At 41.0% G+C, this 13,196-nt stretch carries 12 protein-coding genes; 7 read left to right on the top strand and 5 right to left on the bottom strand.

The genetic code is table 11. From position 1 onward, the window contains the following. Positions 1 to 2,253: beta strand repeat-containing protein (locus B1B04_RS26765; protein WP_079563344.1), on the top strand; the 2,253-nt coding region annotated here is incomplete at its 5' end. A 247-nt stretch (positions 2,254 to 2,500) separates the two neighbouring features. Here the strand turns inward: B1B04_RS26765 and hemY are convergent. From hemY to hemE, 3 genes are all read right to left on the bottom strand, one after another. Next, positions 2,501 to 3,925 carry a protoporphyrinogen oxidase gene (hemY, locus tag B1B04_RS21215; RefSeq protein ID WP_079563343.1) on the bottom strand — a complete coding sequence of 475 codons (1,425 nt, stop codon included), beginning with the start codon at positions 3,923 to 3,925 and terminating at the stop codon, positions 2,501 to 2,503. A gap of 14 nt (positions 3,926 to 3,939) precedes the next feature. Next, complete coding sequence (gene hemH, locus B1B04_RS21210; protein WP_079563342.1) at positions 3,940 to 4,860, bottom strand: ferrochelatase; 921 nt, start codon at positions 4,858 to 4,860, stop codon at positions 3,940 to 3,942. 164 nt (positions 4,861 to 5,024) lie between these two features. Then, positions 5,025 to 6,074 carry a uroporphyrinogen decarboxylase gene (gene hemE, locus B1B04_RS21205; protein WP_079563341.1) on the bottom strand — a complete coding sequence of 350 codons (1,050 nt, stop codon included), beginning with the start codon at positions 6,072 to 6,074 and terminating at the stop codon, positions 5,025 to 5,027. 323 nt (positions 6,075 to 6,397) lie between these two features. Here hemE and B1B04_RS21200 point away from each other — a divergent pair, with 323 nt between their 5' ends. Further along, the gene (locus tag B1B04_RS21200) at positions 6,398 to 6,916 is read left to right on the top strand and encodes an antibiotic biosynthesis monooxygenase family protein (RefSeq protein ID WP_079563340.1); all 519 of its coding nucleotides are present in this window, start codon (positions 6,398 to 6,400) and stop codon (positions 6,914 to 6,916) included. A gap of 299 nt (positions 6,917 to 7,215) precedes the next feature. Then, positions 7,216 to 8,376, top strand: a complete 1,161-nt coding sequence (locus B1B04_RS21195; protein WP_079563339.1) for an amidohydrolase — start codon at positions 7,216 to 7,218, stop codon at positions 8,374 to 8,376. Positions 8,377 to 8,732: 356 nt separating this feature from the next. Here B1B04_RS21195 and B1B04_RS21190 read toward each other — a convergent pair whose 3' ends face one another. Further along, positions 8,733 to 9,917, bottom strand: a complete 1,185-nt coding sequence (locus B1B04_RS21190) for an ABC transporter permease (protein ID WP_079563338.1) — start codon at positions 9,915 to 9,917, stop codon at positions 8,733 to 8,735. Continuing rightward, positions 9,901 to 10,650, bottom strand: coding sequence for an ABC transporter ATP-binding protein (locus B1B04_RS21185; RefSeq protein WP_079563337.1), 750 nt, complete (start codon positions 10,648 to 10,650; stop codon positions 9,901 to 9,903). The genes B1B04_RS21190 and B1B04_RS21185 overlap by 17 nt, the downstream gene beginning before the upstream one ends. Before the next feature lie 104 nt (positions 10,651 to 10,754). On the opposite strand from B1B04_RS21185, the gene B1B04_RS21180 reads away from it, so the two are divergent. From B1B04_RS21180 to B1B04_RS21165, 4 genes are all read left to right on the top strand, one after another. Next, a complete protein-coding gene (locus tag B1B04_RS21180) occupies positions 10,755 to 11,171 on the top strand; it encodes an HIT family protein (RefSeq protein WP_079563336.1) in 417 nt (138 codons plus the stop codon). Between the two features lie 140 nt (positions 11,172 to 11,311). After that, positions 11,312 to 11,842 (top strand): tryptophan transporter, encoded by a 531-nt coding sequence (locus B1B04_RS21175; RefSeq protein ID WP_079563335.1) that lies wholly within the window; start codon positions 11,312 to 11,314, stop codon positions 11,840 to 11,842. Between the two features lie 159 nt (positions 11,843 to 12,001). Further along, a complete protein-coding gene (locus tag B1B04_RS21170) occupies positions 12,002 to 12,397 on the top strand; it encodes a YtxH domain-containing protein (RefSeq protein ID WP_079563334.1) in 396 nt (131 codons plus the stop codon). A 156-nt stretch (positions 12,398 to 12,553) separates the two neighbouring features. Continuing rightward, positions 12,554 to 13,114 (top strand): HTH-type transcriptional regulator Hpr, encoded by a 561-nt coding sequence (locus B1B04_RS21165; RefSeq protein ID WP_079563333.1) that lies wholly within the window; start codon positions 12,554 to 12,556, stop codon positions 13,112 to 13,114. Positions 13,115 to 13,196: the final 82 nt, after the last annotated feature.

Here is a 13,196-nt window from a genome sequence, read left to right as displayed (position 1 = left end):
ACTGGGGCTACTGGGGCTACTGGGGCTACTGGGGCTACTGGGGCTACTGGGGCTACTGGGGCTACTGGGGCTACTGGGGCTACTGGGGCTACTGGTGTTACTGGTGTTACTGGTGTTACTGGCGCTACTGGTACGACTGGTTCCACTGGCGTTACTGGCGTGACCGGTTCTACTGGGGTCACTGGCACTACCGGAGCTACTGGTGTTACTGGCGCTACTGGGGTCACTGGAGCTACTGGCGTGACCGGCTCTACTGGGGTCACTGGGGCTACCGGTGTGACTGGGGCTACTGGGGCTACTGGGGCTACTGGTGTTACTGGCGCTACTGGTACGACTGGTTCCACTGGCGTTACTGGCGTGACCGGCTCTACTGGCGTGACCGGTTCTACTGGGGTCACTGGGGCTACCGGTGTGACTGGCTCTACTGGGGCTACTGGTGTTACTGGTGTTACTGGCGCTACTGGTACGACTGGTTCCACTGGCGTTACTGGCGTGACCGGCTCTACTGGCGTGACCGGTTCTACTGGGGTCACTGGGGCTACCGGTGTGACTGGCTCTACTGGGGCTACTGGTGTGACTGGTGTTACTGGCGCTACTGGTACGACTGGTTCCACTGGCGTTACTGGCGTGACCGGCTCTACTGGCGTGACCGGTTCTACTGGGGTCACTGGGGCTACCGGTGTGACTGGCTCTACTGGCGTGACCGGTTCTACTGGGGTCACTGGGGCTACTGGTGTAACTGGCTCTACCGGCGTTACTGGGGCTACTGGCGTGACCGGCTCTACTGGACCTACTGGGGCTACTGGCGTGACCGGCTCTACTGGCGTGACCGGTTCTACTGGGGTCACTGGAGCTACCGGTGTGACTGGCTCTACTGGCGTTACCGGTTCTACTGGGGTCACTGGGGCTACTGGTGTAACTGGCTCTACCGGCGTTACTGGGGCTACTGGCGTGACCGGCTCTACTGGACCTACTGGGGCTACTGGCGTGACCGGCTCTACTGGCGTGACCGGTTCTACTGGGGTCACTGGAGCTACCGGTGTGACTGGCTCTACTGGCGTTACCGGTTCTACTGGGGTCACTGGGGCTACTGGTGTAACTGGCTCTACCGGCGTTACTGGGGCTACTGGCGTGACCGGCTCTACTGGACCTACTGGGGCTACTGGCGTGACCGGCTCTACTGGACCTACTGGGGCTACTGGCGTGACCGGCTCTACTGGACCTACTGGGGCTACTGGCGTGACTGGCTCTACTGGCTCTACTGGACCTACTGGGGCTACTGGTGTGACTGGCTCTACTGGACCTACTGGGGCTACTGGTGAACGTGGCATTACTGGGGCTACTGGGGCTACTGGGGCTACTGGGGCTACTGGGGCTACTGGGGCTACTGGGGCTACTGGGGCTACTGGGGCTACTGGCTCTACTGGTGGCACTGGACCTACTGGCGCTACTGGTGAACGTGGCATTACTGGGGCTACTGGCTCTACCGGTGTGACTGGCGTGATCGGCTCTACTGGACCTACTGGTGTGACTGGCTCTACTGGTGGCACTGGACCTACTGGCGCTACTGGTGAACGTGGCATTACTGGGGCTACTGGCTCTACCGGTGTGACTGGCGCTACCGGCTCGACTGGCTTTACTGGGGCTACTGGCGCTACCGGCTCGACTGGCGTTACTGGGGCTACTGGCGCTACCGGCTCGACTGGCGTTACTGGGGCTACTGGCGCTACTGGACCTACTGGCGCTACTGGTTTGACTGGCTTTACTGGACCAGCATTTACAGAAGGTTTCTCAGCATTTAATAATGCTGTATCAGTAAGTGCTTCTAGTACAATCGCCAACTGGAGTGTTGCATCGCCATATTTCACAACACCAGCATTCAATCCAGTGACCGGAATTTTCACTGTTCCAACAACCGGAAGATACGCTTTTGAAGCAACAATCAACTACTCAACTACTGCAGTAATTACCGTTGGCTTAGGGGCTGGCATCAATCCATCATTTGCAATTCGCAGAAACGCAGCAGCAAGTTTAATAAGCGGATTATTCCCTTTATTAAATGTAAATATTATAGCCGTATTGAATTTACGCACTATCCTTGGTAATGGGACAGTAACATTGGCTGGAGAAGTCGAGTTAGATGCAGGTGATACCATTGATTTATTCTACAACGCTAACGGTTTAACGATCGGACTTACTCTTGGAGGAGCGAACTCTGGCGGTATTGTATGGTCATGTCATCGAATTTCATAGCATTAAAGAACAAAAATTTTTACTGGTTTGAACAACTAACATTCTAACATTCTCTATAAGATCTTTACTGGGAAAGTAGAAGCTTACTTTCCCAGTTTTCTATTTCGATGTATCTAACTTGTGCAATTTTTACTTTTAAACGCTCCTATTTCATACTTTACAAATAATTTATCGCGGAGGAATCTCTTAAAAGCAATAAAAAAGTAGTACAAACATTTTTCAAGTTTGTACTACTTCTAATAACTATTTAATCCACAAACATTTCCGTTAGTACTTCGTCAGCAACATTTTTACCTTGCTCAACGCACTCAGGTATTGATATTCCTTCGAAAGAACTCCCCGAGAGCTTTACAGCGGGAAAATGTTCACGTAATTCTTGTTTTACTCGCTCTACCTTCGCTTCATGTCCTACGGTATATTGTGGCATGGCATTTTTCCAGCGGGTAACTACAGTCATCAACGGTTCTCCATCTACACCAATTGTTTTCATTAAATCCTGCAAAACGGTCTTTTCAATTTCAGTATCGGATAACGCTACAATTGCCTCATCGCCCACTCGGCCAATATAACTACGTAAAAGCACGTAATCATCCGGTGTTGTTCCAGGCCACTTTCGATTAATCCAAGTACAAGAAGTTATTGAAAAATCACTATTTCGAGAAACAAAAAATGATAACGCATCTAGATCACCTAACTGGTCTTTTTTAAATGCCATTGTCACAGTAGCAATAGTTGCCGCCTTCATCGTACTCAATTCATTTAATAACTGATGTTTGCTGAACATTTTTCTTGCTACATTAAAAGGTGTTGCAATAATAACAGCATCTGCTTTTAATTGTGTAAAATTGTTTAACACAACTTGGACAGTACCATCCTTACCATGCTCAATTTCTTCGACTTTAACACCCTTCATAACTGTACCAGGTAGTAGTGATTCTTCAAGTTTTTCGATAAGTGTCTCAAGACCATTATTAAATGATTGAAAAATACCCTTATCTTTCGTAGTAAGATCGTTACTTAAAAAATTTGTACCAGACTTTTTCATTCCAATAAGTAAGCTACGATATTTTTGCTCTAATCCATAGAGCTGCGGAAATGTTGAACGCATACTTAACTGCTCAATATCACCAGCAAACGTTCCAGCAAGTAATGGCTCTACTAAATTTTCTACAATTTCAGCACCGAATCTTCTTCTAAAAAATTGCCCTAATGGTTGGTCATCATCCTGTGCAGAGCGCGGGATGAAAAAATCCCCCGCTGCACGAACTTTCCCGCTAAGTGAAAACAAACCTGATGTAATAAATGACGAAACATGTGGTGTTGCCCCAGACAAAAGATTACTAGGGATTGGATACAATTGACTACCAGCAGCAATATAAGTCGGCCCTGTATTGCTTGTAATCATTTCCTGTTCAATGCCTAAATCCTTTGCCAAAGCATATACATAGTTCTCACGATCAAAAAAAGATTCTGGCCCGCGCTCGATAATACAGCCATCTTTTCTCAGTGTTTGTATTTTTCCGCCAAGACGTAATGACGACTCGACAAGTACGATATCTAACGGCAAATCTTTTGCGCTTGCTTCTTTTTGCAAATAGAACGCAGCTGTGAGGCCAGTAATGCCACCGCCTACAACAACTACCTTTCGTCTTTTCTGAGTCACCAACATCATCACTTTCTTTTCGCTTAGCTTAATTTTTTATGAATGGCATCAACCATTGCATCAATAAATAATGGGTGTGTATTTGGCATGGCTGGACGATAATATTTCGCGCCAAGTTCATCACAAACAACTTTACATTCATAATCGTTGTCATATAAAACTTCTAAATGTTCTGTTACAAAGCCAACTGGCGTATAAACGAATGAACGGAAGCCCTTTTGCTCATAAAGTTCACGTGTTAAGTCCTGAACATCTGGACCGATCCACGGCTCAGGTGTTTGTCCTGCTGATTGCCAGCCAACTTCTACATTATTGACACCCGTTGCTTCTTTAATTAGTCGAGCCGTCTCAATTAATTGATCTTCATATGGATCGCCCAACTCTTTAATTTTCTCTGGAAGTGAATGTGCTGAAACGATTAGACATGCTTTTTCACGTTCTTCATCAGACATTGCATTAAATGTTTCATTCACTTTGTTTTTCCAATACTCAATGAACTTTGGTTCATCATACCAAGATTCTACAGAAGTAATTGTTAATCGATCTCCAGCTGTTTCTGCTGCACGACCATTATATGACTTAATAGAGAACGTTGAGAAGTGAGGAGCTAATACGATAGAAACCGCTTCTTTAATACCTTCTGCTACCATTCCTTCTACCGCATCTTCAATGAATGGGTGGATATGCTTTAAACCAATAAATAATTTATATTCCACTTCATCTTGCACTTCATTTAAACGTGCGCATAAAGCTTCAGCCTGCGCCTTAGTAGCAGCAGCAAGTGGTGATAAACCACCGATAGCCTCATAACGACCGCGTAAATCCTCTAAATGCTCTTCTGATGGTTTGCGACCGTGGCGAATATGCGTATAGTAAGGTTCGATGTCTTCTTCTTTATAGGGTGTTCCGTATGCCATAACTAATAATCCTTTAACTTCTTTCATTACCTTTTCACCTCTAAATAATAGTTAAGTATATCTTTATCGTACAGTATGTGACAAAAAGAAGCTGTCCAATTCATTAGGTTGGACAGCACTCTTTCTATGATGAAATCGAGATATCATTCATAGAAAAGAATATGAAAGTTAATATCTTGTCCACATCTATATTAAGAGCGTGCTTGAATTTGTTGAGCACTATACTCATGAATAAGCGCCGTTAAACGTTTTAACACTTCTGGATCTACCTCTGGGAATACACCATGACCTAAGTTAAAGATGTGCCCTGGCATTTCTAAGCCTTGATCGATAATATCTTTCGTGCGCTTTTCAATAATTGACCAATCAGCAAGTAATAGTGATGGATCTAAATTCCCTTGTACTGGCTTAGTTATACCGTTAGCACGAGCCTCTCTAATTGGTAAACGCCAATCTAAGCCAACAACATCTATCGGTAAATCATTCCACTCTTTCGCTAAATGACTTGCACCAACACCAAACTGAATAAGTGGCACATTTTCTTTTTGAAGCTCTGCAAAAATACGTGTCATAATTGGTTTAATGAACACACGATAGTCTTCAACATTTAAAGCACCAACCCATGAGTCAAAAATTTGGATAGCTTTTGCTCCCGCTTCGACTTGGGCTGAAACATCAGAAATAATCATGTCAGCTAATTTATCCATTAATGCAAACCAAGCTTGAGGCTCTGATACCATAAATGACTTTGTTTTATTATAGTTTCTTGAAGGACCCCCTTCAATCATATAGCTTGCCAGAGTAAATGGCGCACCTGCAAAGCAGATTAAAGGTACATTCAGTTGTTCTTCTGTTAACATTTTTATCGTTTCTAAAACGAATGGTGTATGTTCTTTCGCATTGAATTCACCTAGTTTTTCTATATCAGCGACTGAGCGAATAGGATTTGAAATTACAGGACCTACGCCTGCTTTGATTTTTACATCTACTCCAATACCAGGGAGTGGGGTTACTATGTCTTTGTATAAAATCGCTGCATCAACATTGTAATTTTCTACTGGTAATCTCGTTACATATGCACAAAGCTCAGGTTGAAGTGTAATTTCCTCTAAAGAATACTTTTCTTTAATCGCACGATATTCTGGCTGAGATCGTCCTGCTTGTCGCATATACCACACTGGTGTATGTTCCGTTCTTTCTCCCCGTGCAGCACGTAGAAGAGTATCATTAAAAGTTGTCATGAATAGTTCCTTCCCCTCAATAAAATTCATATAGTAAAATTCTCTGATTTAATTCGTTATTATTGATATCCGTTTTCAATAGTAAACGCTTCCTCTGTTATTGTATAGTTTTCATAGGGAAATGTCATAAAATTGTTCTTTCTATAGGATTTCTTTTTTGACAAAGCTATATACTTCCATTTAAATGGAGATAATCACGCTATATTATCATTTCCGCCTAAGCGTACTAGTTGCTTTCGCGTAGATAACAGTGGGTCTAAGTAGTGCTACAAGCACAATTCATTCCTTTTAAAAGATGAACATTCATAAGGAGGACAATAGTTATGTATATTTATTTAACTTCTGGTACAGGTGATTTTTTAGAGCAGTTAAAGAATAAACATCCAAACGAGGCGTTGACTTTAATACACGGAGAAGGTAACTCTGTGCTTATACATGAAACCAATGGAAAATCTATATTTGCCACACCTCGTAAGTTTGAAGTGCTAGATTCTGTAAATGCTCTAGAAGAACGAGGCTTCTTTGTTTTCAACAATATTCCTGTGACAGATGAAGGTCGACCAGTTTTTGAACATCGCTTTTTAAATCGAGCACGTGCTATAGAAGATGAACCAGGCTTTGTAGCATTTCGACTACTTCGTCCATTAAATAGTGAAACATACATTGTCATGACACAATGGAATGGTCCTCATTCATTCGAAGCATGGAAAAGCTCAAAGGCCTTTGCATCAGCACATGCTGAACGCAAAGAATCAACAGGCGTGAATCAACAAAACATTTTCTCAGCAGCTTCCTATGTCACAACCTATAGTGCCGCTCCAAAAGAAGACAACGAAGATTAGTTGAGGTGCGCGAGTGTGTGCTGCTCTTCCGCGGGTATTTCACCCGGAAGCACGGGTATTCTCTGTTCTTCCGCGGGTATTTCACCCGGAAGCGCGGGTATTCTCTGTTCTTCCGCGGGTATTTCACCCGGAAGCGCGGGTATTCTCTTCTCTTCCGCAGGTATTTGCCTGGGCGCGGGAATTCATTACTTTTCCCAAGGATATTCTTTATGAGAAACGTTTACCCTCTATTTATCCAGTTTGTAAAACTATTATGTTATTAATAAAAATCTAGGATAATCCGTTTAAGGAGGTTTACTATGAACCAACATCTACTTGAAAGAATTGATGCTCATTTTGATGAAATGGTGGCGATTCGCCGTCATCTGCATATGCACCCGGAGTTAAGCTTTCAGGAGCAAGAAACTGCTAATTATATTATTCAATATTATAAGAAACTCGGCGTACCGGTTGAAGCTAATGTCAGTGGTCACGGTTTAATTGCGCGGATTAAGGGGAGCAAGCCAGGCAAAACGATTGCCTTACGGGCAGACTTTGATGCTCTTCCTATACAAGATGAAAAAGATGTACCATACAAATCAACTGTGTCTGGTGTTATGCATGCTTGCGGGCATGATGGTCATACAGCTACTTTGTTAATTATCGGTAAGCTATTGTGGGAAATGCACGATGAGCTAGTAGGAGAATATGTACTAATTCATCAACATGCTGAAGAGGTTGATCCAGGTGGAGCAATTGGGATGGTACAGGCTGGTGCCTTGGATGGCGTTGATGCTATTTTGGGTACACATCTTTCTTCTAACCATCCTACAGGGATAGTTGGCTACCGCGTAGGGCCGACGATGGCCGCTGTTGATAGTTTTGAAATAAAAATTCAAGGTCAAGGCGGTCATGGCGCGCATCCGGATCAAACAAAAGATGCGATTGTTATTGGCTCTCAGCTTGTTATAAATTTACAACAGCTTGTCGCACGTCGTGTTGCCCCAACCGAATCTGCTGTTTTGTCGGTTGGTTCATTCGTGGCATCTAATGCCGACAATATTATTGCCGATACAGCTTACTTAAATGGCACAATTCGAACGTTTAATAAAGATGTTCGTGAAACGATGGAACGTGAGTTTAAACGGGTTATCCAAGGTACAGAAATTGCGCATGATTGTACAATTGAACTGAATTACCGTCATGGCTACCCTGCGGTTGTAAATCATGAGAAGGAAACACTCTTTGTGCGTAATATCGCTCAGGATATTTGCGATGTTACTGAGATTGAAGCAACTATGGGGGCTGAAGATTTCGCTTATTACTTAGAAGAAAAGCCAGGTACATTCTTCTTCACGGGAGCCCGCCCAGCTAAATATGCACCACATCATCATCCTAAATTCGATATAGATGAAAAAGGGATGCTCATTGCTGCAAAGGTATTAGTATCAGCAGCACTAGATTATCAATTAGTAGAATAGAAGACAAATGCACTGGAGAACCCGAAGCAAAAGTAGCGCTCCACCACTTAAATCTCTCTTTAACAAAAATAAGCTCATTTCTCCAATTCTATTATTGGAAAAATGAGCTTTTATAATTTGCTGAACACCATAACGTGGGTTGATTTCCGTTCCGGCTAGGCGCTTTCCTGGGGACGTCCGTTAATCCGCTGGAGCTACAAGGCTGTTGATTATCACAAGACGTGATGCTCTTAGCCTTTGATCCCCTATTCTGTGACGCTAATTTCCAAAGAGACGCCCGGTCTCCACTCCCATCAATTTATTCAACGGCATATGTTTTAACTAAATTCATTACCCTATGGTGATATGCTTAAATTTCAAGACTTCGAGGCTTTAGAAGTCAATTCACTCACAACCAAAATGATTATAAAAGTAACATAAAACATCGGCTGTGTGATACCACATAGACCCACTATAATCGCTTGCGTTATCATTGCAAGACGCACAATTTGATTGACTGCTACCTTACGTGCTTCATCCGATAAAGGATAAAGCATGTCCATACGAAATTCACCGCTTGATAATAAAGCTGATTTTAATTGAATAGTTGTAGCAAAGCTCAATGCACCTGCAATAATCCATGTAACGACTGGGATATCTACAAAGGCTGCAATAACAGCTGAAATTACTGTTAATCGGAGCCATAAATAAAAATGATCATCTGTTCGGACGAATGTACGGAACACTAAGTACTTTTGGGCATTGTCTTTCTTGTATGCCACAAATTTATAAAGCCAATCAAGCCAACCACGACGACGGATACTACCTCGCAAATGTGGAACGTCCGTGAAATAATTAGCAAAGCGATAGAAACTCATCATGCGATTTTGTTCCAGCTTTACAAAGTGCTCGTACGGAATAGGCTCACCAGCACATTTTTTTCTAAATATTACAATATACACACATCCAACTGCAGCAGCAACAGTAGCTAAAATAAGCTGCATTTGAAGCGCCATGTACACAGTAACACCAAAGATAACAGCTCGAATTAGTCTGTCCACCCAAATCATTTGACCACGTTCACTATAACGATAACTAAATTCACCTTGCACGCTAAAATACTTCAATATAATAATAAGTAGAAATACTGACCAAATTTCAGATGTTGTTAATTCAGTAACAGCCTTAAGTAAAGGGATGCTTACGATATAAACAATTGCAACAACCCAAACCTGTGACCAAAATGTCCACGCTAACGCCTTTTTAAAATAATGTGACATTTTCGATTCTAAAGGTAATAAATACACTTGGTCAGGCTCTCTCAAAAGTGAAGTTGGACGACTAAATGCTAGTAAAATCCCCACTGCCACTGCAATTAAAACCTCTGCTGGAAAATCCGGCTGTACAATTTTCAGCCATTCACTATATTGATAGCCCCCTGCTCCAATAAGAAATACTAGTACAATCGCTATATGCCCCGTAAAAATAAATCGCATATATTTTTGCACTTCACCTATATAGTGCATAAAGCGAGAGGACCATACATCACGCAAGTTCTTCATGGTCGCGCTCCTTTGTCATTGCAATATATAAATCATCCAATGTCGCATGTGGCATCGCAAATGCCTTGCGTAAATCCTCCATTGACCCTTGTGCTCGCACGCGTCCTTCATGCAATAAAATGATACGGTCACAATGCTTTTCAGCGGTCGATAAAATGTGCGTAGACATTAAGATAGAAGCGCCTTCTTTTTTCTTTTCATCCATCTGATCAAGCAAGGATTGAATCCCAAGCGGGTCGAGTCCCACAAAAGGTTCATCAATAATGTAAAGACTTGGATTGACTAAAAAGGCGCACATAATCATAACCTTTTGACGCATACCTTTTGAGAAATGCGATGGGAACCAATTCAGTCGTTTTTCCATTCGAAATTCCTTTAATAATAATTGCGAACGAGCTTCAAGTGTTGCTTCATCTAGACCATAAGCCATCGCCGTTAATTCTAAATGTTCACGTAATGTTAGCTCATCATATAACACAGGTGTTTCAGGGATGTAAGAAAATGCTGTACGATACTTGTCCGTATTTTCCTTTAACGTCACACCATTTAAACGTATGTCTCCTTCTTTTGGAAGCATCGTTCCGATGATATGCTTAATCGTTGTACTTTTACCAGCTCCATTTAAGCCAATTAAGCCAACAAGCTCTCCTTTTCCAATCGAAAATGATAAATCTTTAATAACCGGCTTTCTTGTATAACCACCTGTCACATGTTGTACCTCTAATACCGTCATACCATCACTCCTCTTCTCGTTTATATTTTATCAAAAATTAGCAAATGATACAGTTATGAGTATGATAGAATGTATGTACATATATAATAAGGAGGAATTTTCGAATGAGCGATTGCCTATTTTGCAAAATCATTGATGGATCCATCCCAAGTACAAAAATTTATGAAGACGAACATGTCTATGCATTTACTGACATTTCACCTGTAGCGAAGGGACATACCCTATTAATTCCAAAGCATCACTGTAAGGACCTATTTGAGATGCCTGAGGAAGTAGCTCGTAATTTATATGCAGCTGCACCCAAAATTGCGAATGCTATAAAAGCTGCTTTTAACCCAATTGGACTTAATACGATTAATAATAATGGTGCTGCAGCTGGACAAACTGTTTTCCACTACCACTTACATTTTATTCCTCGTTACGATGAAAAAGAAGGCTTGGGATTAAATTGGCAAACACAAAAATATACACCAGAGCAATTATCTGATGTTGCGGAAAGCATTAAAGCCAACCTTAAATAATTTCTGACACACTCGAATTGTCAGAATTTCTTATTGCAATTTAAAGATTTATATCGTACACTCACAAATAAGTTTCGCTAACGGTCATGAGGACACGTTAGGAGACAAAAAAGATTAGCATAGTCGAGGAGAGATTAGAAATGAATACAAAGAATTTAGTATTAATGGCCCTTTTAGTCGGTGTTGGTGCTACACTTTATGTGGTCACACCAGGTATGGTAAACGGCATGAAGCCTGATTTCATGCTAACAATGATGTTTATTGGCATTTTATTGTTCCCTACTGTTAAAGAAACGTTCTTACTTTCTTTAGCAACCGGTGTACTGTCAGGTTTGTTTACAACGTTTCCAGCTGGTCTTGTTCCAAACATTATCGATAAAGCAGTAACGGGCTTTGTCTTTTTAGCGATTTTAATTGTGCTAAAAAAATTGGCAAGCAACTTTATAGTATCTGCTAGCTTAGTTGGCTTAGGAACAATTTTATCTGGAACTGTCTTTTTAGCAGTAGCACTTTTTGTATTCAACGCAAATGTTGGTGCAACATTCGCTGTACTGTTTGTAGGGGTTGTATTACCTGCTGTAGCATTTAATGTCATTGCTTTTGCAATTATTTATCCTATAGTTGCAAAATTAGTGAAACGCTCTAAATTCCAAACAGCTATTTCAATTTAATAAAAGGTGCATACAATTAGAAAATACACCTTTATCTTCAAAAGAAACTAAACCGTGATTCAAAATCACTCGTTTAGTTTCTTTTTTATTTTTGTATATTTGCATTTCATGGTTTAATAGTAGGTAACACATGATAATTACAGGAATGAGGTAATCGATATGAAAGCAAAACCATTTTTATTTGGACTTGGAGCTGGGATCGTCGGTGGTACAATCGCTGTACTTCTTTCAACTCCTCAATCAGGACAACAATTACGCGCTAATTTGCGAGCAAATGCTGAAAGTACAAAGGACAAACTTTTGGATGTAAAACAGCAAGCAGGCACAGTAAAACAATCTGTTCATTCGCTTACTAATGAAATAAAAAATAATATACCACTAATAATAAATGATTTAAAACAAACTATTACTACATTCACTGAAGAAATAGAACCTTCAAAAAATAACTTACAACAAGAAATAGATGCATTACAGAATTCAATAAGCGAAATCGAGAAAAACGTTGCACAATTTACAGAAAAAAAGAAAAAACCGCAAGAAAAAGTTAGCGACTAAAGTCCTTTACGATTAAATAAGATTATATATTTTTATTAATTTCTATTGGTAAAATGTTATTTTTTAACCACTTTTCAATTTTTTAATTTTTCTAACTTTAAACTTTTTTCCTTTATTGCTATAATATTTTTAAAATGTTAAAGAAAGCAGTAGGTGATGGCTTTGTCAGAGGAATTGTACACTCAAAAAGAAGCGATGCTTTATAGTCAAAGAATTGCGCAAATATCAAAAGCCTTATGGAAAGCAGTTGAAAAAGATTGGCAGCAATGGATTAAACCCTACGATTTAAATATTAATGAACATCATATTTTATGGATTTCGTATCATTTAAAAGGGGCTTCAATTTCTGATGTGGCGAAATTTGGAGTAATGCACGTTTCCACTGCATTTAATTTTTCAAAAAAATTAGAAGAGCGTGGATTCCTTAAGTTTTCAAAGCGTGATGACGACAAGCGTAATACGTATGTTGAGTTAACAGAAGCAGGTACAGAACTTATTGTTGAAATGAATAGCAATTATCATAATACTTATCATTCTGTGTTAGAAGGTTCATTAGCTTTAAAAGACTTATACGGTCGTTTCCCAGAATTTTTAGATGTTATGGCTGTTATTCGCAATATATATGGAGAGGACTTCATCGACATTTTTGAGCGTTCTTTCCAGCACTTCCGTGAATCCTTTGACACGATCGAAGAACGTTCAACTGTAAAAGGATAAAAGTGAAACTACTAGGCTTTTAGCGTTAGTTGTTCGTAATCTAAACCTAATGGCCGTAAAAGCTTATAATTAAAGAGGTATT

The sequence above is a fragment of the Lysinibacillus sp. KCTC 33748 genome (assembly GCF_002237755.1).
Classification (GTDB): domain Bacteria; phylum Bacillota; class Bacilli; order Bacillales_A; family Planococcaceae; genus Lysinibacillus.
This window is presented reverse-complemented; position numbering and strand designations above follow the sequence as displayed.